Here is a 21300-nt window from a genome sequence, read left to right as displayed (position 1 = left end):
GGCGGGGGCGGGCGCTTGGCTGCCTCGCGCATCCGCCATGCCGCGAAACCCGCCGCGGCGGCCGCCGGCAGGATGATCATGCTGGGCATGCCCGGCACGATGCCGAGCAGCGCGAGGATCGCGGCGACGGGGATCCAGGTCTTGTGGCTGCCGAACTGGCTGCCGATCTGGCCGGCGAGGTCCATGCTGGACGCGACGCGGGTGACGATGGCGGCGGCCGCGATCGACAGCATCAGCGCCGGGATCTGCGCGACGAGCGCGTCGCCGATCGCGAGCAGAATATAGGTCTGCGCGGCGTCGCCGACGCTCAGGCCGTGGCTGAGCGTGCCGAGGATCAGGCCGCCAACGATGTTGATCGCCAGGATGAGCAGGCCGGCGACCGCGTCGCCCTTCACGAATTTCGACGAACCGTCCATCGCGCCGTAGAAGTCGGCTTCGGTCGACACGTCGAAGCGGCGCTGGCGCGCTTCGTCGGGCGTGATCAGGCCGGCGTTGAGGTCGGCGTCGATCGCCATCTGCTTGCCGGGCAAGGCGTCGAGCGTGAAGCGCGCCGACACTTCGGACACGCGGCCCGCGCCCTTGGTCACGACGATCATGTTGATGATGATCAGGATCGCGAAGACGAACAGGCCGACGACATAGTCGCCGCCGATCAGGAAGGTACCGAACGCCTCGATCACGTGACCGGCGGCGGCTTCGCCTTCATGGCCGTGGACCAGCACGACGCGCGTCGACGCGACGTTGAGGCCCAGGCGGAACAGCGTGGCGAACAGCAGCACGGTGGGAAAAGCGGAGAAGTCGAGCGGCTTCTGCGCATTCAGCGCCACCATCAACACCGCCAGGCTGATCATGATGTTGAGGATGAAGAAGGCGTCGAGCAGCATGGCCGGGATCGGCACGACCATGAGCATGACGAGCAGCAGGATGGCGAGCGGCAGCGCGGTGCTGCGCAATGCCGGAAAAACCTCCTGGGGCGCCTTGAGTGCAGCGATCATCGCGTCACGCGCCCAGCTGCGCGAGCATCATATAGGCGAGCCGCGCGGTTTCGGGCAGCGGACGGTAGCCGGGCTGGCCGAGCTGCGTGCCGAGCTGCGCGGTCGCGACCGGCGTGCCGCGCTGGCCGCCGACGACGTTCAGGTTGGCGAGCGTGGTCTGGAGCCAGAGATCCTCGCTGCCGCCCGCGGCGGCGTTGCCCATGATGACTTCGACGCCGGGTTCGAGCTGCGGCATCGACGGCGGCGCGACGCCCCCCGAGGCGAGGCCCGTCGCACCCGCGGCGGCGGCCCCGCGATCCAGCTTGGCGGCGAAGCGCGAATAGATGTCGGCCAGCGAACGCGGCTGGCCATTGCCTTCGAAGAAGATGCTGCGGTTGGCGCGCGCAGCCGCCGGGAACATCGACGCGGCGCTGCGGTCGGGATTGTCCTGCATCGCCGACAGGAACGACTTGGCCCCGCCGATACCCAGGAAATGCGCCATGTAGAGGTCGGTGCCGCTGGCGCCGCGCCCCAGCGTGCCTTCGAGCACGGCCTTGTTGTCGGCGGCGTGCTCCGCCGCCATGAGCGACGCGACCTGCGGGTTCTTGCGCAGGTCGAGAATGGCGCGGCGGGTGGCGGGATCGTCGACGACATAGCGTCCGCCCGGCGTCTGGCGGATGCTGTCCGCCGCCCAGCCCAGGCCATGCTCGCCGCCGTGGCGCTTCATCACGCCCAGCCAGCTCTGGTCGATGAACTGATATAGCCCCGTCGCGCTCGACGTGGCGGCGCGCGCGTCGGCGCGCATGCCGCTTTCGACCTGCGCCTGGCCGATCAGATAGGCGAAGTCGACGCCGGTGCGCCGCGCGGCGCTGGCGATCGCGTTCTGGATGGGGTTGGGGGAACCGACCGGGGTGACGCTCATCGATCCTTGCTCTGGCTATTCCGTCGGGAACAGCTCAGCAAGGACCATGCCAATGTCGCAAGCCCGGCGCGCAGCCGGTGTGTTCGCGCCCGCGCGGCGGCTCAGCCGAAGGCGACAGCGCCGGGGGCGCGATATGCCGTGCCGTCGTGGCCGGCAAGAACTTGCAGGCGGCGGCGGACATTTGCCGCCATCAGGTTGACGTAGATGCGCGCGGTTTCGTTGAGCCGGTTTGCCTCCGCAGCCAGCAGGCGCAGCTCATGGTCCTGCGCGGGCATGTTGTCGTTGGCGGCGACCGTCTCGATCGCGACCAGCTTTGCCTGCGTCGCGCGCTCCAGCGCGGCGACATCGTTGGCCTTCAGCGCCGCAATCTCGGCGTGCAGGCATTCGATCACCTGGATCAGGGCGTCACGCCGACTGGTCATGGGGACTCCATTGCAGGCGCAGCGCGATCAGCCGGTCGGCGATCGTTGCGGGAAGGATGGGGAAGGTTCCGTCCTGGACGGCCGACCGAATGCGATGAACCCGGTCGACATCCACCGGCGGTGCCGCGGCGAGTGCGCGCGCGGTCTCGCTGGCGTTCAGTTCGGCGGCGGTCGGATCCGCCTTGGCCACCGGCTCGACCGGCTGCACCGGAGTGACCGGTGCAACGGGCGCATTTCGGGCGTCCGTCGCCGATATGGGCCTGAAGCCGATTGGGTCCACCATGTCTGCGTCCTTATGAATCTGCCGACATTCAGACCAAACGACCGGTTGGCGAAAACCTTTAGAAAAAATTATTGAGCCCAGCCGGGCAATGTCGCGCGGCCGCTTTCGATCGCGATCGCCTGGATGGGCGGCTTGGCCGGATCGACCTTGACCAGCAGCCGCGCGCCGGGCGCGGCGTCGCTCGCCGCGATCCCCTCGCGCGTGATCGAAAAGCCGACCGCGACCGCCTCGACGACGATCGGGTCGCCACGCTTGATGACCGGCGCGACACGCTCCGGCCGCGCGGCGACCGCGGGTGTCGCCGCCGCCGCAGGGGGCGGCGCGACCGGGGTGGCGCGCACCACCGGCACGAAGATTCGCCAGGCCGGCGCCATGCAATGGACGACCACCGCATCGCGCGCGGCGTTGCGCCACTCGAATTGCGGCATCGGGCACGCGGCGAGCTTGAGGCGCGCATCGACCGGCGCGCGCGCGCCGCCTTCCTCGCCCACCGGCTTGCCGGTGAACTGGACGACGGCCGCGTCGATCAGGCGGGTGTCCTGAAAGGCGGGCGTGGCGGGTGCGGCGGCGATCAGCAGCCAGGTCAGCGGGGCAAGCGGCATGATGGGCTCCATCAGGGAAGGGCGCGGCCAACCGGGTCGGCGGCGGTGGTGGAAGCGGCGGGGGCAGGATTGCCCGCGAAGCCGATGGCGAGGTGGACCGCACGGGCATGCTCGGACGGCGGTGCGATCGCGACGCGGAGCTGGGCGGGGGCGACCTGGCCCGACAGGATGAGCGCGCGCGCGACCGCGCGGGCGCGGTCGGCGGCCAGGATCGCGGCGCTGCCGGTCGCCGGGTCGACATCGCGGGGCGATCCGTCGACCGACCCGGTGACGGTCAGCGTCAGTCGCCGGTCGCTGCCGACGGTCGCGGCCCATTGCGCATAGGTCGCTATGGTGTCCGGTACGATCGCACTGGCGGGGGCGAAGCCGCCCACGCGCGCATAATCGACCGGCATCGGCGCGCCGGCCGGCGTCATCGGTGCGGCCGCGGCGGGCGTATCGATGCCGAACCCCGCGCGCAGTCCTGCAGCGAGCCGCGCGCGGTCCGCCGCCTGCATCGACTGGAGCAGGACGAAGAAGCCGAGCAGCAGCAGCGACAGGTCGGCGAGCGTGGTCAGCCACAAGGGGCGCGCCGCTTCGGTCGGGGCGAAGGCGTCGGTCATGCCGCCTCGGTCGCGATGGTGACGCGGCGCGGTTGTTCGCGGCCGGCGAGTTCAACCAGCGGCGGCACCAGCCGGGCTCGGCCAATTGATTCCGCACGCGCGCGCGCGCGAAGGCGCCCGGCGATCGGGCTGGCGACGAGAAAGGCGATGATCGCGCCATAGAGCGTGGCGAGCAGCGCGATCGCCATCGATCCGCCGATCGCCATCGGATCGCTCATCGCGCTGAACATCCGCACCAGGCCGATCAGCGTGCCGACCATGCCCATCGCCGGCGCGAGGTCGGCGGCGGCGGTCCAAACGCCGATCGCCGCCGCATGGCGTTCGTCACGCGCGGCGATGCGCTCGGCCAGGCGGCGCTCGAGCATGTCGGGGGTGATGCCGTCGACGATTGCCGCGATGGCATCGGCGACATCGGGGTCGGCGATCACCGCCCGGTCGAGCGGGACGATCCCATGGCGCGCGGAAATGCGGGCGAGCGCGTCGATCTGTGTCAGGCAGCCCTCGGCATCGAACGATCGGCGGGCGAGCGTGCCGAGCGCGCGCACGGCGCGGACCAGATCGCCGAGCGGCGCGCGCAGCAGCAGGGCGATGAGCGTCCCGCCGACCACGATCGCCAGCGCGGTCGGATCGAGAAACGGCGCCATAGCCGGGGCCAGGCCTGCGATTTCGCCGGTCAGGGGTGCGACGGGTGGAGTCATGGCGTTCATATCAGCAAGTCCCGCGCCAATTCGACCGAAGCCGCCGGGGAACCCCGCGCATTGCCGCATCGCGACCGGCGACCGGCAATCGGCTGCCGCACCCGGCAAAATCTTGCCGCCCGACCGCTGCCGGACCACCGAAACGCCCGGTCGAGGCGGCATCGGGGCAATTGGCACGCCATTTGCTGAGCGGGAACCGGAATAGTCCTTGGAGACGAATGACGATGCCACAGGATACGCTTTTTGGAGTGCACGGCGCGGCGCTGGCCGTCCGTTCGCAGCGCCTGAGCGTGCTCGCGTCGAACATCGCGAACGCCTCCACGCCCGGTTACAAGGCGAAGGACATCGACTTTCGCGCGGCGATGTCGGCGATCGAGGGCCCGGGGGGGTCCCCCGATCGCGCGATCCGCGGCGCGACCTTGTATCGCAAGCCGCTCCAGCCGCGGCTGGACGGCAACACCGTCGAACTGACCACCGAACAGACCGCGTTCGCCGAAAATGCGATCGCCTATCAATCGACGCTCGCGTTCCTGAACGGTCGCATCTCGACCATCACGCGCGCGCTGAAGGGTGAATGAAGATGCCTGAGGCTCCGATGAACCTGTTCCAGGTCGCCGGCCGCGCGATGTCGGCGCAGCTGGTGCGGATGAATACCACCGCGTCCAACCTCGCCAATGCCGGCGCGGTCGCGAGCACGCCCGACGCGGCCTATCGTTCGCTCAAGCCCGTGTTCCGCACCCATTTCGACGCGGCCTCGACCATGGCCACCGTCGATGTCGCGCGCGTCGTGACCGCGGGCGAGGAGCCGGTGAAGCGCCACGATCCGGGCAATCCGCTCGCCGACAAGGACGGCTATGTCTATGAAAGCGCGGTCGACGAGACCCGCGAGCTGGTCGACATGATGGAAGCCGCCCGCACCTACCAGAACAATGTCGAAGTGATGGCGACGGCCAAGACGCTGATCACCGAAACCCTGCGGATGGGAGGTTGATCATGACGATCGCCAACACCTTTGACTCGACGCTTTCGCGACTGGGGATCAACCGCAGCGGCGACAGCTCGCCGCAGGTTGCCGCGTCCGCGAACGCCAATGCGACGCTCGACCAGTCCGATTTCCTGCGGCTGATGACGGCGCAGCTCAACAACCAGGACCCGTTCGAGCCGGTCGACAACAGCCAGATGGTCGCACAGATGGCGCAGTTCTCCAGCCTGGCCGGCATCAGCGAGATGAACTCGACGCTGAAGTCGCTCGCCGCGAAGCTGGGCGGGACCAGCACGACCGACGCGCTGCAATGGGTCGGCCGCAACGTGCTGACCGCCGGCGACGTCGCCTTCGGCCGCACGACCGGCGGGCTGCAGGGCGCGGTCGAACTGCCCGAAGCCGCCGGCAGCGTCATGGTGTCGATCGCCGATGCCGATGGCCGGTTGCTCAAGACGATCGACCTGGGCGCCCAGCCCGCCGGCACCGCCAGCTATGAATGGGACGGCAAGGATGCCGCCGGCGAGGATGCCGGCGCGGGGCCGTTCTCGATCCAGGTCACCGCACTCGGCACCAACGGCCCGGTCGCGGCCCAGCCTTTGGTGTGGGCACCCGTCAACTCGGTTTCGGTCAGCAATGGCGAAGCCATCCTCAATCTGCCCGGCCTCGGCCAGGTCCCCGCCTCTGCGGTCCGCTCGATCGGCTGAGCCGCCCTTTAGGAACAGGAGAATCCAATGTCTTTCTTCACTTCGCTGAGCGGCCTGCAGGCTTCGCAAAAGGACATGTCGGTCATTTCGCACAATCTGGCGAACGTGCAGACCAACGGCTTCAAGAAGAGCCGCGTCGAGTTCGCCGACGTGATCTCGTCGAGCGTGTCGCTGAGCCCCACCGCCCAGGTCGGATCGGGCGTGGTCACCAAGGCGATCCGCCAGCAGTTCACCCAGGGCAATCTGGTCCAGCAGACCGGTGCGCTCAACCTCGCCATCTCCGGCGACGGCTTCTTCGCAATGAAGCCCGATCCCGACGGCGAGAAGGTCAACTTCACCCGCAACGGTGCCTTCCTGGTCGACAAGGACCGCTATGTCGTCGACGGCAAGGGTGCCAATCTTCAGGTCTATCCGGTCGATGGCAGCGGCGCGGTGGTCGCGTCGGGGCTCGATTCGACGATCAGCCTGCGCCTGCCCGCGACCAGCGGCACGCCGGTTGCGACGAGCAATGTCGGCCTGTCGGTGACGCTGAACGCCGGATCGTCGATCCCGTCGGGCACGTTCGACCGCTTCGATCCGTCGACCTATAATCAGGCGACGCAGACCACCATCTATGACGTGACCGGCAATCCGCGCACGCTGACCACCTATTTCGTCCGCGAAACCGCACCGACCGCTGGCAACCCCAACAGCGACTGGTCGATCTACAACTTTGTCGGCGACCAGCAGCTCGGCACGGCGCCGATTGCGGCGACCTTTGACGGGACCGGCGCGCTGGTGTCGCCGACGACGCCCACGGCCTTTCCGCCGTTCACGCCCGCGGGCAGCGCCGGCGAGCAGACCGTGTCGTTCGATCTGACCGGCTCGACGCAGGAAGCGTCGCCGTTCACGGTCAACAGCCGGCTGCAGGACGGCGTGGCGGTCGGCAAGCTCGAATCGGTGTCGGTCGACAGCGAGGGCATCGTGACCGCGGCCTTCTCCAACGGCGATACCCAGGCGCTCGGCAAGGTGGCGATCATCAATTTCGCCAATCCCGCCGGCCTGCGCCAGCTGGGCGACAGCTACTGGGCATCGACGGGCCTGTCGGGCGAGGCGATCGCGGGCGAGGCGGGACGCGACGGCGCGGGCAACCTGATGTCGAACATCATCGAGGGCTCGAACGTCGACATCACCGAGGAGCTGGTGTCGCTGATCGCGGCGCAGCGCAATTTCCAGGCGAACTCCAAGGCGCTCGAGACGTCGAACGAGATCTCGCAGACGATCTTCAACATCTGATCGCGTCGCGGAAAGGCTGACGGAGCACGCATATGGACGGTCTGGTCTACACGGCCCTGTCGGGTCTCAAGAGCAAGATGTCGGCACAGGCGTCGATCGCGAACAACATCGCGAACGCCTCGACCGTCGGCTATCGCTCCGACCGGGTGTCGTTCGAGCGGCTGGTGCTCAAGGGCCAGCAGTTCGAAACCCGCCAGCCCAACGCCGAGGAAGTCGTCGACATGGACCGGCGCGCCGGGACCATCGTCGAGACCGGCCAGCCGCTCGACGTGGCGATCGCGACCGACAACTGGTTCGCGGTGCAGGCGGCCGACGGCACGGAGGCCTATACGCGGCGCGGCGACCTGAAGGTCGGCGCGTCGGGGCTGCTCGAGAATGGCGAAGGGCGGCCGATGATCGGCAATAACGGCCCGATCACGCTGCCGCCCTATCAGTCGATCGCGGTGGCGGAGGACGGCACGGTGTCGATCATGCCGGTGGGTGCCGAGCCCGGTTCCGCGCCGCAGATCATCGACCGGCTGAAGCTGGTCAGCGATCAGGGCAGCCGCACCGTCAAGGGGCTGGACAACCAGCTGCATGTCCGCGGCGGCGGGGTGCTGCCGGTCGATCTCGACGCCAAGGTGCGCGTGGGCGCGCTCGAACAGTCGAACGTCAACCTCACCCAGGCGCTGGTCGACATGATCGAGAACCAGCGCGCCTATGAGGTTCAGGCGAATTTGCTGAAAGAAGCCAAGCAGATGGACGAAAGCGCCGCGTCGCTGATGCGTGTGCAGGGTTGATGAAGGAATAACGTTATGAGCAACGCCGCAATGCACATCGCCCGCACCGGCCTGGATGCCCAGGACATGCGGATGCGCGTGATCTCCAACAACCTGGCCAACGTCAACACGACCGGCTTCAAGCGCGACCGCGCGGCGTTCGAAACGCTCGCCTATCAGGTCGTGACCGCCGCCGGTTCGGCGAGCACGCAGGAAACCCAATATGCCGTCGGCCTAAATCTGGGCACCGGCGTCCGGGTTCAGGGGACCGCGCGGATCAACACCCAAGGTTCGTTGCAGACCACGGGCAATTCGCTCGACCTCGCGCTCGACGGCGACGGCTATTTCCAGGTGCAGCTGCCCGGCGGGCAGCTCGGCTACACGCGCGCGGGCAATTTCGCGCGCTCGCCCCAGGGGCTGCTCGTCACCAGCGAAGGCTATCAGGTGACGCCCGGGATCACGGTTCCCGAAGGCACCACCAGCATCACCGTCGGCAGCGACGGCACCGTGTCGGCGGTCGTTCCCGGCCAGGCGGAGGCGCAGCAGATCGGCCAGATCCAGGTCGCGACCTTTCCCAATGCCGCGGGCCTGCAGGCGACCGGCGACAATTACCTGATCGAAACCGCGTCGAGCGGCCCCGCCAATCTCGGCATCGCCGGCCTCGATGGTCGCGGCCAGGTGCGCCAGGGGATGCTCGAGGGATCGAACGTCAACGTCGTCGAGGAACTCGTCGACATGATCGAGACGCAACGCGCCTATGAGGTCAATTCCAAGATGATCTCGGCCACCGACGAGATGCTGCAATATGTCAACCAGAATGTCTGATCGTCGCGGCTCCGCCCGGCTGGGCCTCGCGCTCGTCCCCGCGCTCGCGCTGATCCTGGCGCCGGGGTCCGCCGACGCGCGCCTGTTTGGGAAGAAGCAGCCGCCGGAGGATTTCTCCGCAACGATCGCGCCGGCAGCACCGCCCGCGCCGCCCCCGGCCAACGGCTCGATCTTTCAGGTCGCCGACGGCTATGCCGGGCTGCACGAAGGCGCGCGCGCCTTTCGCATCGGCGATCCGCTGACCATCATTCTGGTGGAGCGGATGCAGGCATCGAAGTCCGCCGGCACGCAGTTGGACAGCGAGGGCGGCTTCGGCCTGACCCCGCCGGCGTCCGGCCCGTTCTCGTTCAACCCGGATGCCGCGCGGCTGTCGGGCAATCGCGGCTTCACCGGCGCGGGCAGTGCGGACCAGTCCAACGCCTTGTCCGGCGAGATCAGCGTCACCGTCGCGGAGGTGCTGCCCAACGGCACGCTGGTGGTGCAGGGCCAGAAGCGCGTGACGCTCAATCGCGGCGACGAGTTCGTCCAGATCAAGGGGATCGTGCGCCGCGCCGACATCGACGTGAACAACCGCGTCGCGTCGACCCGCGTGGCCGACGCCCGCATTGCCTATACTGGTCGGGGCGACGTCGCCCGCGCCGCCCGCCAGGGCTGGCTGAGCCGGTTCTTCCAAGTCATCAGCCCGTTCTGAGGCGGAGCATTCACATGCGCTTTCTTCTTACCCTCTTTGCCGCCCTGCTGCTCGCCACGCCGGCGAATGCGGAGCGCGTCAAGGATCTGGGCAAGTTCCAGAACATCCGCACCAACCAGCTGACGGGTTACGGCATCGTCGTCGGCCTGCCGGGCACGGGCGACGATAATCTGGAATATACCGTCCAGTCGATGAAGGGCATCGCGTCGCGCTTCGGGCTGCAATTGCCGCCCCAGGTCAATCCGGCGCTCAAGAATTCGGCCGTGGTGATGATCACCGCCGAACTGCCGGCGTTCGCCAAGCCAGGGCAGAAGATCGACATCACCGTGTCGGCGCTGGGCAAGGCCAAGAGCCTGCGCGGCGGCGCGCTGGTGCTCAGCCCGCTGATCGGTGCCGATGGCCAGATCTATGCGATGGCGCAGGGCAATCTGGCGGTCGGTGGCCTGGGTGCCGAGGGCAAGGACGGATCGCAGATCGTCGTCAATGTCCCGTCGACCGGGCGCATCCCCGACGGGGCGACGGTCGAGCGTTCGGTCGATACCGGCTTCGACAGCTCGCCGACGCTGACCTTCAACCTGGCGCGTGCTGACTTCACCACCGCCCAGCGCGTCGCCAACGCGGTCAACAGCCGCTTCGGCCCGGGCACCGCGCGCGCGCTCGATGCGGTGTCGGTGACGCTGGCCCCGCCGCCGGGCGCGGACGTCCGCGCGGCGCTGATGAGCGAGATCGAGAACCTGACCGTCGACCCGGCCGAGGCGGCCGCGCGCGTGATCGTCAATGCGCGCAGCGGCACCGTCGTCATCAATTCGGCGGTCCGCGTCGCGCCGTCCGCGGTAACGCATGGTAAACTTACTGTCCGTATCGAGGAATCGCAGAGGATCAGCCAACCCGCACCGCTCAGCCGTGGCCAGACCGCGGTCGAGCAGCAGAGCGCGGTCGGCATCGAAGAGGAAAAGCGCCCGATGTTCCTGCTGGAGCCCGGCCCGAAGCTGGCGGACATCGTGAAGGCGGTGAACGCCATCGGTGCGTCGCCCGCCGACCTGGTCGCGATCCTGGAAGCGTTGAAGGAAGCCGGCGCGCTCAAGGCGGAGCTGATCGTCCTGTGACCCAGCCGGTCGCCCCCGTTTCTCCCGCAGCCGCCGGCCGGTCGATCGACACGCGCCGGTTGGCGACGGCTGAGAATCTGGATCAGGCCGGCCAGCAGTTCGAGGCGATCTTCGTCAACATGATGCTGGGCGCGATGCGCAAGGCGCGGCTGTCCGAAGGGCTCTTTGAAAGCCAGGCGCTCGACCAGTTCCGCGACATGCAGGACCAGCAGCTCGCCAAGTCGATGGCGGCATCCACGCCGCTAGGCATCGGCAAGGCGATGACCGAGTTCCTGTCGCGCAGCCACCCGGTTGCGGCCGATCCCGCGCCGGCGGCGCCGGCGGTGCCCGGGGCAAGCGATGACACGCAGGTGACGCGATGACCGATCTGCTCGCAATCGGCGCGTCGGGGCTGCGTGCCTATCAGACCGCGCTGACCACATCGTCGGAGAATGTCGCCAATGCCGGCGTGTCCGGCTATTCGCGGCGCACCACCAACCTGACCGAGATTTCGGCACCCGGATCAAGCCTGCTCGGCGGGCGGCTGGTCAACGGGCTCGGCGTCGCGGCGACCGGCATCACCCGCGCCGCGGACGAGTTCCGCGCCAGCGAGGTCCGCAGCGCCACCACCGACCTTGCCAAGACGCAGTCGGGCATCGTCTGGCTCGATTCGATCGAGCGCGCGTTGACCGGCAACCGGCTGGGCGACAGCCTGACCCGCTTTTTCGGTGCATCGGAGAATCTGGCTGCCGACCCCGCATCGCAGGCGGCGCGCGTCGTGTTTCTCGACAGCGCAAGCGGCATTGCGGGTGGTTTCGTCGCGACCGATCGTGCACTCGCCACCGCCGCGATCGAGCTGGACGCGACCGCGGCGCAATCGACGCGCGACCTGAACGGCACCGCCAGTTCGCTGGCCCAGGTCAATTCGGGGCTGGCGCGCGTGTCGCCGGGCACGTCCGGGCATGCCGCGCTGCTCGACCAGCGCGACCGCCTGCTCGAAAACCTGGCGGAACAGACCGACATCGACGTCGCGATCGACGAATATGGCCGCGCCAGCGTGCGGCTGAACGGCGCGACCGGCCCGATCCTGGTGGAAGACGACAATGCCGGCCAGCTGCGCTACGAACGCAGCGGCGGCGCGACCGCGTTCACGCTGTATCGCAATGCGACCGCATCGATCGTGACGCCGACCGGCGGCATCCTGGCAGGCGTCGCCGAAGGCGCGATTCGCATCGACGAGGCGCGGACGGGGCTGGACGCGCTCGCCACGCAATTCGTGAACGACGTCAACGCGGTACAGGCAGCCGGCGAGGGGCTCGACGGCAATCCGGGCGCGCCGATGTTCGCGATCGGCCCTGGCGGCGCGGGCGAGGTATCGGTGCTGCTGACCGATCCGTCGGGGGTCGCGGCGGCGCAGCCGGGCGGCGGCGCGCGTGACAACCGCAATCTTCAGGCGATCGCCGCGCTGCGCGATTCGAGCCAGATCGAGGGGCGGGTCAACAGCCTGATCCTGGGCAACGCCTCCGCGCTGGAAGCGCGCAAGTCGGTGAGCGCGGCGCAGACCGTGATCCGCGACCAGGCGGTGACGCAGCGCGATTCGGTGACCGGCGTCAATCTGGACGAGGAAGCCGTCGACCTGCTGCGTTTCCAACAGGCCTATCAGGCGTCGAGCCGGGTGATCCAGGTCGCGCGCGAAACCCTCCAGACCATCTTCGATATCGGATAAGCCGATGATGCGCGTCACCACCTCGCAATATTTCCGCCAGTCGTTGCGCGACATCTCGACGCTCAACGTCGATGCCAACCGGCTGCAGACGCAAATTGCGACGGGGAAAAAGCTGCAGACCGCGTCGGACGACGCCGCCGCCTATCAGCGGCTGAGCGGGCTTCGCGCGCTGGTCGCCGACGACGTCGCCTATTCGAGCAACATCAGCCTCGCGCAGGGCGTGCTGAGCCAGGCCGATACCGCGCTGGCAGGCACCGAGACCCAGCTTCAGCGTGTCAACGAACTCATCATCCAGGCAGCGAACGACACGCTGTCCGCCGACGACCGGGTCGGCATCGCCACCGCGCTCGACGCGATTCGCGAGGACCTGCTGCGCCTCGCCAACGCGACCGACGTACGCGGCCAGCCCCTGTTCGGCGGCGCGTCCGGCGATGTCGCGTTCGAAACCCAGCCCGACGGCAGCATCACCTATGCCGGGTCGGGTGAGGCGGGGACGGTGCCCGTCGCCGACGGCGTCGCGATCCAGACCACCGAGGACGGCGGCCGCATCTTCGGCGGCGCGGGCCAGCCGGGCGTGATCGACATTTTCGCGATGATCGCGACCTACAGCGCCGCGCTGCGATCGGGCGCGGATGTCCAGGCACCCAGCGCGACCGCGTTGAGCGAAGTCAATTCGGCGCTCGACCAGGTGTCGGCGGCGCGATCGATGGTCGGCGCGCGCGCCTATCGACTCGATCTCGAACGCGATCAGGTCGAGGCCAACGGGCTCGTGCGCGAGGAATTGCGCTCCGCGCTCGAGGATACCGACGTCAGCGCGGCGATCACCGAGCTGCAGAAGACGCTGACCATTCTCCAGGCGACCCAGTCGAGCTTTGCGCGACTGAGCGACCTGTCGCTGTTCAACTATCTGAGCTGACGCCGCGCGCGGTAACCATTTCTCGACGGGTGTCGGGCATGAAGGGCCATGGCCCGCCGATTCCATTCCGGACCGGTGGGAGTTTTTTAAGGGTGTGATGCGCCGATGTTTCCGCTGATTGGCCTGGTTGTCCTGCTGGCGATGGTGTTCGGCGGATTCGCGATCACCGGCGGCGCGCTGGGCCCCGTGATGCACGCGCTGCCGCACGAGATGCTGATCATCGGCGGTGCCGCGGTCGGCGCGCTGATCATCGGCAATTCCGGCAAGGAGCTGAAGGCGATCGGCGGCGGCGTCATGAAGGTGCTGAAGGGCCCGAAATACAAGAAGCAGGACTATCTCGACACCATCTTCCTCGTTTCCAAGCTGATGAAGATGCTGCGCACCGAAGGGCCGATCGCGCTCGAGCCACATGTCGAGGATCCCAAATCCTCCGCGATCTTCGCCGAATATCCGCGCCTGATGGCCGATCACACGCTGGTCAACCTGATCGCCGATACGCTGCGCCTCGTCGTCGTCTCGTCGGGCACGCTCGACGTGCACGCGGTCGAGGAGGTGATGGACAACGCGATCAAGACCCACCACCACGAGGTCCAGGGTCCGCAGGGCACGCTGCAGGGCCTGGCCGACGCGCTGCCCGCGCTCGGCATCGTCGCCGCGGTGCTGGGCGTGGTCAAGACGATGGGATCGATCGACAAGCCGCCGTCGATCCTGGGCGGGATGATCGGTTCGGCCCTCGTCGGCACCTTTCTGGGCGTGCTGCTCGCCTATGGCATCGTCGGCCCGCTCGCCACCCGGCTGCAGCAGGTAATCGACGCCGATGCCGCGATCTATCACGTCGTCAAGCAGATCATCATCGCCTCGCTCCACGGCCATCCCCAGCCGCTGGTGATCGAAGCCGCACGATCGGGAATCGCTCATCAGAACCAGCCCGGCTTTGCCGAGGTGTTCGACGGTCTGCGGGGGAAGTGATGACTGATCGGCTCACGCCGATGCGCGGTACCGGCCCACTCCCCCACCCGGCCACCCAGCCAGGCTACTCTTGTGGGTGGCCGGGTGGGGGAGTGGGCCGGTACCGCGTCGCGCCGGGAGGCGTCGAATAATGGCCGCGCGCGCACCCCACGGGACCAATCAGCCGCCCAAGGTCATCGTCAAGAAAATCTATATCGAGGGGCATGGCGGCCATCACGGCGGCGCGTGGAAGGTCGCCTATGCCGACTTCGTGACCGCGATGATGGCGTTCTTCCTGCTGATGTGGCTGCTCGGCGCGACCAGCGAGAAGCAGCGCAAGGGCATCGCCGACTATTTCGCGCCGACGCTGGTCCAGCTCAAGCAGAACAGCGCCGGCTCCAACGGCATTTTCGGCGGCGAATCGATCACCGACGTCGACAGCTATCCGCACAAGGCGCAGCAGACCGGCACGCGGTCGCTGACCATCCCCGCGGGCGCGACCGGCGGCAAGGAAGTCGGCACCGGCGACAAGGGCAGCCTGAAGGCAAGCCAGGCGATGGCGGCGGAGGATCGCGAGAATTTCGCCAAGATGCGTTCCAAGCTCGAAGCGACGATGAAGTCGAACGCGCGCATCGCGAAGATCGCCAAATATGTCCGCTTCGTGCGTACCCGCGACGGCATGCGCATCGACCTGATCGACGACGCCAATTATTCGATGTTCGCGCTGGGGACCACCGCGCTGGTGCCGGACGCCAGCACGCTGATCGGCATGGTCGCCGAAAGCATCGAGGGGATGGACAATCCCATCATGATCCGCGGCCACACCGACAGCCTGGGCTATGGCAACCCGGCGGCGATGAACAACTGGATGCTGTCGAGCGGCCGCGCGGAGGCGACGCGCCGTCGCCTGGCGCAGGGCGGCATCCGCGAGGACCAGTTCGAACGCATCGAAGGCGTCGCCGACCGCGAACCGATGGTGAAGGAAAACCCCGCCGACCCCCGCAACCGCCGCGTCGCGATCACGCTGCTCTATCGCCGGACGGGGTTCGGGGATTAAGTGTCAGACGTTGAACGGGCGCGTTCGATACAATTGCTCTGCGTCCGACTGCGTGAGCGAGAGACGGTCCGCTTTTGGGCCGAAGATGCGGATAAACGTGATTCGCGTTAAGCCAGAACCTTGCACTGTGACTCCTGCACCTCAATGGAGCTTGCACGTGTTCGCGCGCCTGACGGGTCTGGTAAGCAATCCTGCGTAGAGGTTGTCAACAAAGAGGGCGACCATGGCTCGATTGAAGCGCGGCTGTATCTGGCTGCTAGGCTTAGTCGCTTTTGCATGGTCGGGGACGGCGTTTCTCCGAAATTTAGAGCAAAGCAAGCAATATCAAGCTTTACAGAGCGACATCGCGCTCGACCGCAAGTTTAGCGCCAGATCACCGACACCGCTTGAGGTGAGCGCCATGGTTTCAACGTCAAACGGCAATTATCAGGTGCCGGCTGATCTTCCATCGTTCCATCATCGCATTAAATCTTTGGGCAAGATCCCCGCAATCATCGTTCTTCCAGGTTGCGATTTTGCAGTTCGAGGCAAGAATGTACCCTTGAACGTAGTCGTTCTATCCATTGATGAGAACCGGAATCTAATAACTGCGAAGACTTCACTTGAAGCGTGCATGTCTCGGGACGCAATATCGTTGCAGCAAGCAATTGAGCGACAACTCAAATTCGCATTGAATTATGTACAGAGCGCCAACTGGATAGATCGCAAAAGGATAATGATAGTAGGGGCCGGCGAGGCTGCTCCCATCATTGCTGCATATGACGGTCCAGTAAAACAGCGGTTAACCGTGGGCGACCCATGCCTCGTACCGTGGAAGAATATAGACCGCAACGCACCGCTGCTCATGCTTTTTACTTGGGATCGCCGTGGCCTCGCGAGAGAGGACGAGCGCAGCCAACCGCTCGACATTGCTGCAATCGTGCGGGGAGCAGCACCCCCGCTCCCACCCGCTAAAGCTTGCATTGGATTAGAAAGGCCGCGAATCCAACCACCGGTGCGACAAGTGATAGCTCAGGGACAATTGGGGATGGTTACTATGCCCGCCGCACTCGAAGCCGCTCAAAAAGCGGCTTACGATGGGCTGTGATCAGCTCATCCGGTGGACCAATTGTGTGGGCCTTAGTTGTGGACGCCTTGCCAGTAGCGCCCACGCTACAAAGCCCCTACATCCCGGCCCATGTACGACTTCGACATCGCCGCCGGCAGCAAGGCCGAGCTGTATCGTGAACTGGCGGGCGCGCTCGATGCGCTGACCGCGGAGGAGCCGGATGCGATCGCCAACATGGCGAACGCCGCCGCGCTGATCTGGCAGTATCTGCCCGATCTCAATTGGGCGGGTTTCTATCGCAACGTCGGCGACGAACTGGTGCTCGGGCCGTTTCAGGGCAAGGCGGCGTGCATCCGCATCGCGTTCGGCAGTGGCGTGTGCGGCACCGCGGCGCAGACCCGCGCCACGCAGCTGGTCGACGACGTCCACGCCTTTCCCGGCCATATCGCCTGCGACGCGGCCAGCGCGTCCGAACTGGTCGTGCCGATCGTCCATGACGGCCGGCTGATCGGGGTGCTCGACCTCGACAGTCCCAAGGTGGCGCGCTTCGATGCGGAGGATGCTGCGGGTTGCGAGGCGTTGATGGCGATCCTGGCCGCGCGCATCGCGGACTGATCCGAAGCGGGACAGGCTTAACCATTGCGCCGGTTTCCCACCCGGCGACCCGGCTGTTAGGTTGCGCGCGACCACCCGGGAGTTGACCAAGATGCGCCGATCGACCGTGACCGCCCTCATCCTGGCGAGCCTTACCGCCATGCCCGTTCACGCGGGACAGGCGGCACCCGAGACGGGCTGGGGCGGCAGCGTGGACGGGCGCTGGTATGCGGGCAGCTATGCGCCGGGCGGCTGGGCGGCCTATCGCGCGCCCGAAGCCGGTGTCGAACTGCCGCGCTACTGGATCGAACCGGGGTTCGAGGTGCGCGATCCGGCCCGGTACCGACTGCCCGCCGCCGAGACGGGGCGGCGCTGGCTGCGCTATTATGACGACGCGGTGCTGGTCGGCGACGACGGCCGGGTGATCGACGCGCGCACCGGCATCGACTGGAACAATCCCGCCGCGATGAAGGCCGCGCCGGTCGCGCTGTTCGCGCCCGCTGCACCAATGCGCGCCATTGCACCTGCACCTGCACCCGCATCAGCGCCCGCCGTCGCACGCGCGCCGGCCGCGCCCGGTGCGACCTATGCGCCGCCGCCCGCCCGCCCGGCAGCGGTGGCGGCGCCTGCGACCGTGCTGGCGGAAGCCCCGCCGCCCCGGCCGGGGCCGGTCGCACCCCCGCGCGGCTATCCGCGGCCGGCGGCAGCGCCCGTGCGCGCCGATCGCGGCATCGGTGGCGCGGCCATCGGGGCGGGGGCCGGTGCGGTCGCCGGTGGGCTGATCGCCGGTCGCGGCGACCGGCTGCGCGGGGCGCTGATCGGTGCGGGCGTCGGGGCAGTGGCTGGCCTTGCGATCGACCGGGCGGAGGATCGCGGTCGGGCGCCGCGCGATGACGATGCTGACTATCCGCCCTGGGACGATGACGACCGCGCGGGCTATCGCGACTGGCGGTCGGACGAGATCGACCTGCCGCCGTCGGTGCCGCCACAGGTCCAGGTCACAGGCAATGGTTGTACCACGCGCACGGTCGAGGCCCGCCCCGCCTATGTCGCGCGCGGCTGGTACTTCCCGGCAACCTTCGAGACGACGGTGACCTGCGGCGGCTGATCAGCCGGCCCGGCAATATCCGCTGCGCACGAAGCCCCAGGGGCCGTTGCCCCGGCCGCATGCCGGGCCCCGCCGCGACATGGGCACAGGCTTTTGCCCGCCGCACGGGTGCGCGCCAACGGCACCGCGCAGGCCGCACCTTGCGCGGCGCGAGCTGAATGGCGCAGCGGACCCCGGCACGCGGCCCGAGTGACGGCGGTTTTGGATTACCGCGCCGCAGCCCGCCCGGCGAAGGTGACGATGCTCTCCGCGCCGTCGGCGGCCAGCGACGACACGCCGATGAAGTGGTCGTCGACGATCACGTCCTTGAGCACCGACTCGGTGGCAGATGCGGGCACGTCGCGATGGTCGGTCCAGTCCTGCGCATCGTTGCGCCGCCAATGGACGCGGTAGCCCGTCGCACCCGGCACGGCTTGCCACTTGACCGTCGTGTCGGAGGAGACCGCGCCGCCCACGGATACGCCGTCGGGCGCGGCGGGGGCGCTGGCCAGCCGGGCGATCGTGGCCACGTTGATCGCCGCGACCCTGGCCAGATAGGGGAAATCCATCTTGTCGACGGTGTCGCCATATTCGCGACCGGCTTCGGTGCGCAGATCCTGGTGCTGCTGGTCGTAATTCTCGATCCCGACCGAAAAGCGCACTGCCGGATAGCCCAGCCGCAGGAACGGCTCATGGTCGCCGCCGCGCCCGAAGCGGTCGGGCCGCCGATCGACGAACACGTCGAGCGCGCCGGGCATCGCCGCCGCGACGCCGTCGATCGCCTTGGCCAGCGCGCGAGACGGGCCATCATCCTCGCCGCCATTGCCGCGCCGGGCGATCTGCTGCTCGATCGTTTCCGACGCGCGGATGCCTTCGGAAAACACGCGCACCCGGTCGGCGACGCGCGCGCCGTTGGTGCCGAGGGTGTTGCCGACAATGTCGTTGTTGAGCACCGCGCTGACCACCCAGCCGCGCTCCCTGGCGGTTTCGGCCAGCAAGGTGCCGCCCCACAGCCCCTGTTCCTCGCCGGACAGGGCGGCATAGATGATCGTCGCGTCGAACTTTTCCTTCGACAGGATGCGCGCGGCCTCCAGCACCACCGCGACGCCGGAGGCATCGTCATTGGCGCCGGGCGAATCGCTGGTGAAGTCCATCACGTCGCTGACCCGGCTGTCGATATGGCCCTGCACGATGATGACGCGGTTGGGGTCGCGCCCGGCCTGAAAGCCGAGCACGTTGACGACGTTGACGCCGTTGGGCGCGCGCGGGCCGGTGAAGGTGCGCGCGATATTGGCGACGGTAATGCAGCCGCCGCACTTCGCGCTGATCCGGTTGAGCTCGTCCGCCGCCCATTTGCGCGCCGCGCCGATGCCGCGTTTGGGGTCATCGGGGCTGGACAGCGTGTGGCGGGTGCCGAAGCTGACCATTTTCTCGACATCGGCCTTCATCCGCGCGGGATCGGGCGCGTCGCGGGCGATGGCGGGAAGGGGGAGGAGGAGCGGAGCGAGCAGGATCAGGTGGCGCATCGTGCGATCGTGGACGCGATCGGCGCCCGGCTCAATCCCCTCGTTGCGCGCCAGCTTGCACGGCGGGGATGCGCACGCCACTTTCGAGCCGGGAGGGGGCTGCCATGCTGTTTGCGACGACCGTTTTCGTGATGATGATCCTGCGCCTTTGGCCAGAGACGCCGATCGCGCGGTGGCTGCACCGGACACTGGTGGCGGCACCCGCGCGGCGGCTTTCGGCACTGTCGCGCCAGCAGTTGCTGTTCATGGTCGCACTGGTGATGCTGCTGCCGGTCGGCGGCGAGCTCATGCTCATCTTCGGTGCGGCCGATGCGCTGATGCTGATGGCTTGGCAAACGGCGGCCTATTACGACGCGATGATGGCCACCGCATTGCTGGCCGGGCTGGCCCGGATGCGCGGGATCGCCGCGGTCGTGCGCAGCGCGCGACACGCACGGTCGGTCCGCAGCTCGCGTGCGCGCCAGCGCCGCACGCGGACGCGGATCAAGCGACCGGGGGGCGGGGCGGACGGCGATCGACCGGGGCCCGCGCCGCGCCATGCCGCGAACGACATCGGCCGGCCGGCGACCTTACGCGCCGCCTGACCCGGCGGAACGCCGGCTAGCTCAGCCGGTCGATCGCCTCGACCTCCAGGCTGCCGGGGATGATCATGATCGGCACGGGCAGCTTGCCCGCGTCGGCGCCGGAAAAATGCGCGACCAGCGGGCCGGGCGCGCCGCTCGCCGCCGCGCCGAGGACGAGGGCGGCGATCTCCGGATTGACCTCGATCGCCTCGCGCACGACCTTTGGTCCGTCGCCTTCGCGCACCGTGATCGTCGGCTTGATCCCCGATTCCTCCAGCAAGGTGCCCGCGGCACCCGCGACCAGTGCCTCGGCGCGCTGGCGCGCCTCGTCCTCGATCGTCGCCATCACGCCGCCCCAGTGGACGAACTCCGCCTTGGGAATCAGCGCCAGGATCTCGACATTGCCGCCGGTCTTGACCGCGCGTCGGGCGGCGAAGCGCAGCGCGACTTCGGACTCCGGGCTCTCGTCGACCACCACCAGATAGGTGCGCATATTGTGTTCCTCCCCCCGGAATTTCGATCCCGCGGCGCCGAACGTGGCGAGTCGAAGACGTATGCGCAAGGTGATGGGGTTGACCGGGCGTCCCGGCCCGGCAAAGGAAGGCGCTCCCCAGGACCACGCAACGGAACCCGCGCCGATGCCGATCGAAATCAAGATGCCCGCCCTGTCCCCGACCATGGAGGAGGGCACGCTGGCCCGCTGGCTGGTCAAGGAAGGCGATACGGTGAGCGCCGGCGACCTGATGGCGGAGATCGAGACCGACAAGGCGACGATGGAGTTCGAGGCGGTCGACGAGGGCACGATCACGCAGATCCTGGTCGCCGAGGGGACTGACGGGGTGAAGGTCGGCACGGTCATCGCCCTGCTGGCCGGCGAGGGCGAGGATGCCGCCGCGCCCGCCGCCAAGCCTGCGCCCGCCCCCGCCGCGAGCCCCGCGCCTGCGCCTGCCGCCGAAGCGCAAGCCAGTGCGCCCGCCCCGGCTCCGGCCCCATCGGCACCGGCCGCGGCGGG

General features: G+C 68.0%; 27 protein-coding genes. 18 read left to right on the top strand and 9 right to left on the bottom strand.

Annotated elements, in window-relative coordinates:
* From AX709_RS17920 to AX709_RS17890, 7 genes are all read right to left on the bottom strand, one after another.
* On the bottom strand, positions 1-995 hold a 995-nt coding region (locus AX709_RS17920), incomplete at its 3' end, for an FHIPEP family type III secretion protein (RefSeq protein WP_197432052.1).
* 4 nt (positions 996-999) lie between these two features.
* Entirely contained in the window at positions 1000-1896 is an 897-nt protein-coding gene (locus tag AX709_RS17915) for a flagellar biosynthesis protein FlgJ (protein WP_066551342.1), read from the bottom strand.
* A gap of 101 nt (positions 1897-1997) precedes the next feature.
* The gene (locus AX709_RS17910; RefSeq protein WP_066551340.1) at positions 1998-2318 is read right to left on the bottom strand and encodes a hypothetical protein; all 321 of its coding nucleotides are present in this window, start codon (positions 2316-2318) and stop codon (positions 1998-2000) included.
* The gene (locus tag AX709_RS17905; protein ID WP_066476719.1) at positions 2302-2601 is read right to left on the bottom strand and encodes a flagellar biosynthesis anti-sigma factor FlgM; all 300 of its coding nucleotides are present in this window, start codon (positions 2599-2601) and stop codon (positions 2302-2304) included. Before AX709_RS17905 ends, AX709_RS17910 begins: the two co-directional genes overlap by 17 nt.
* A gap of 68 nt (positions 2602-2669) precedes the next feature.
* The gene (locus AX709_RS17900) at positions 2670-3203 is read right to left on the bottom strand and encodes a flagella basal body P-ring formation protein FlgA (protein ID WP_066551346.1); all 534 of its coding nucleotides are present in this window, start codon (positions 3201-3203) and stop codon (positions 2670-2672) included.
* A gap of 11 nt (positions 3204-3214) precedes the next feature.
* Positions 3215-3805, bottom strand: a complete 591-nt coding sequence (locus AX709_RS17895; protein ID WP_066476720.1) for a flagellar motor protein MotB — start codon at positions 3803-3805, stop codon at positions 3215-3217.
* Positions 3802-4503: a motility protein A gene (locus AX709_RS17890; protein WP_231727566.1), complete on the bottom strand. Its 702-nt coding sequence runs from the start codon at positions 4501-4503 to the stop codon at positions 3802-3804. Before AX709_RS17890 ends, AX709_RS17895 begins: the two co-directional genes overlap by 4 nt.
* A 224-nt stretch (positions 4504-4727) precedes the next feature.
* On the opposite strand from AX709_RS17890, the gene AX709_RS17885 reads away from it, so the two are divergent.
* From AX709_RS17885 to AX709_RS19420, 16 genes are all read left to right on the top strand, one after another.
* Positions 4728-5081, top strand: coding sequence for a flagellar basal body rod protein FlgB (locus tag AX709_RS17885; protein ID WP_443026006.1), 354 nt, complete (start codon positions 4728-4730; stop codon positions 5079-5081).
* A gap of 2 nt (positions 5082-5083) precedes the next feature.
* Positions 5084-5494: a flagellar basal body rod protein FlgC gene (gene flgC, locus AX709_RS17880; protein WP_066476884.1), complete on the top strand. Its 411-nt coding sequence runs from the start codon at positions 5084-5086 to the stop codon at positions 5492-5494.
* Between the two features lie 2 nt (positions 5495-5496).
* Complete coding sequence (locus AX709_RS17875) at positions 5497-6189, top strand: flagellar hook assembly protein FlgD (protein WP_197417139.1); 693 nt, start codon at positions 5497-5499, stop codon at positions 6187-6189.
* Positions 6190-6216: 27 nt separating this feature from the next.
* A complete protein-coding gene (locus tag AX709_RS17870; protein WP_066476726.1) occupies positions 6217-7464 on the top strand; it encodes a flagellar hook protein FlgE in 1248 nt (415 codons plus the stop codon).
* Between the two features lie 32 nt (positions 7465-7496).
* Entirely contained in the window at positions 7497-8243 is a 747-nt protein-coding gene (locus AX709_RS17865) for a flagellar basal body rod protein FlgF (RefSeq protein WP_066476730.1), read from the top strand.
* Between the two features lie 15 nt (positions 8244-8258).
* Positions 8259-9047: a flagellar basal-body rod protein FlgG gene (flgG, locus tag AX709_RS17860; protein WP_066476736.1), complete on the top strand. Its 789-nt coding sequence runs from the start codon at positions 8259-8261 to the stop codon at positions 9045-9047.
* Positions 9040-9738 carry a flagellar basal body L-ring protein FlgH gene (locus tag AX709_RS17855; RefSeq protein ID WP_066551336.1) on the top strand — a complete coding sequence of 233 codons (699 nt, stop codon included), beginning with the start codon at positions 9040-9042 and terminating at the stop codon, positions 9736-9738. Before flgG ends, AX709_RS17855 begins: the two co-directional genes overlap by 8 nt.
* A 14-nt stretch (positions 9739-9752) precedes the next feature.
* Complete coding sequence (locus tag AX709_RS17850) at positions 9753-10844, top strand: flagellar basal body P-ring protein FlgI (protein ID WP_066551334.1); 1092 nt, start codon at positions 9753-9755, stop codon at positions 10842-10844.
* On the top strand, positions 10841-11206 hold the full coding sequence (locus AX709_RS17845) for a rod-binding protein (RefSeq protein ID WP_066551332.1): 366 nt from the start codon (positions 10841-10843) through the stop codon (positions 11204-11206). Before AX709_RS17850 ends, AX709_RS17845 begins: the two co-directional genes overlap by 4 nt.
* Entirely contained in the window at positions 11203-12549 is a 1347-nt protein-coding gene (gene flgK / locus AX709_RS17840; protein WP_066476745.1) for a flagellar hook-associated protein FlgK, read from the top strand. The genes AX709_RS17845 and flgK overlap by 4 nt, the downstream gene beginning before the upstream one ends.
* Positions 12550-12553: 4 nt before the next feature.
* Positions 12554-13465: a flagellar hook-associated protein FlgL gene (gene flgL / locus AX709_RS17835; protein WP_066476747.1), complete on the top strand. Its 912-nt coding sequence runs from the start codon at positions 12554-12556 to the stop codon at positions 13463-13465.
* Positions 13466-13570: 105 nt separating this feature from the next.
* On the top strand, positions 13571-14434 hold the full coding sequence (gene motA / locus AX709_RS17830; protein WP_066476748.1) for a flagellar motor stator protein MotA: 864 nt from the start codon (positions 13571-13573) through the stop codon (positions 14432-14434).
* Between the two features lie 130 nt (positions 14435-14564).
* Positions 14565-15470: a flagellar motor protein MotB gene (locus tag AX709_RS17825; RefSeq protein ID WP_066476750.1), complete on the top strand. Its 906-nt coding sequence runs from the start codon at positions 14565-14567 to the stop codon at positions 15468-15470.
* Between the two features lie 223 nt (positions 15471-15693).
* Positions 15694-16557, top strand: coding sequence for a hypothetical protein (locus tag AX709_RS18790; RefSeq protein ID WP_156454324.1), 864 nt, complete (start codon positions 15694-15696; stop codon positions 16555-16557).
* Between the two features lie 90 nt (positions 16558-16647).
* Positions 16648-17133 (top strand): GAF domain-containing protein, encoded by a 486-nt coding sequence (locus AX709_RS17820; protein ID WP_066551330.1) that lies wholly within the window; start codon positions 16648-16650, stop codon positions 17131-17133.
* 91 nt (positions 17134-17224) lie between these two features.
* Entirely contained in the window at positions 17225-18220 is a 996-nt protein-coding gene (locus tag AX709_RS19420) for an RcnB family protein (RefSeq protein ID WP_156454323.1), read from the top strand.
* A gap of 206 nt (positions 18221-18426) precedes the next feature.
* Here the strand turns inward: AX709_RS19420 and AX709_RS17810 are convergent, their stop codons facing one another.
* The gene (locus AX709_RS17810) at positions 18427-19725 is read right to left on the bottom strand and encodes a M28 family metallopeptidase (RefSeq protein ID WP_066551344.1); all 1299 of its coding nucleotides are present in this window, start codon (positions 19723-19725) and stop codon (positions 18427-18429) included.
* Positions 19726-19829: 104 nt separating this feature from the next.
* On the opposite strand from AX709_RS17810, the gene AX709_RS17805 reads away from it, so the two are divergent.
* A complete protein-coding gene (locus AX709_RS17805; protein ID WP_066551326.1) occupies positions 19830-20309 on the top strand; it encodes a hypothetical protein in 480 nt (159 codons plus the stop codon).
* Positions 20310-20325: 16 nt separating this feature from the next.
* Here AX709_RS17805 and AX709_RS17800 read toward each other — a convergent pair whose 3' ends face one another.
* Positions 20326-20781 (bottom strand): universal stress protein, encoded by a 456-nt coding sequence (locus AX709_RS17800; protein ID WP_066476756.1) that lies wholly within the window; start codon positions 20779-20781, stop codon positions 20326-20328.
* Between the two features lie 145 nt (positions 20782-20926).
* On the opposite strand from AX709_RS17800, the gene AX709_RS17795 reads away from it, so the two are divergent.
* Positions 20927-21300 (top strand): biotin/lipoyl-containing protein (locus AX709_RS17795; RefSeq protein ID WP_156454322.1); only part of this gene is annotated, 374 nt, incomplete at its 3' end.

This window comes from Sphingomonas sp. CCH15-F11 (assembly GCF_001557005.1).
Taxonomy (GTDB): domain Bacteria; phylum Pseudomonadota; class Alphaproteobacteria; order Sphingomonadales; family Sphingomonadaceae; genus Sphingomonas.
This window is presented reverse-complemented; position numbering and strand designations above follow the sequence as displayed.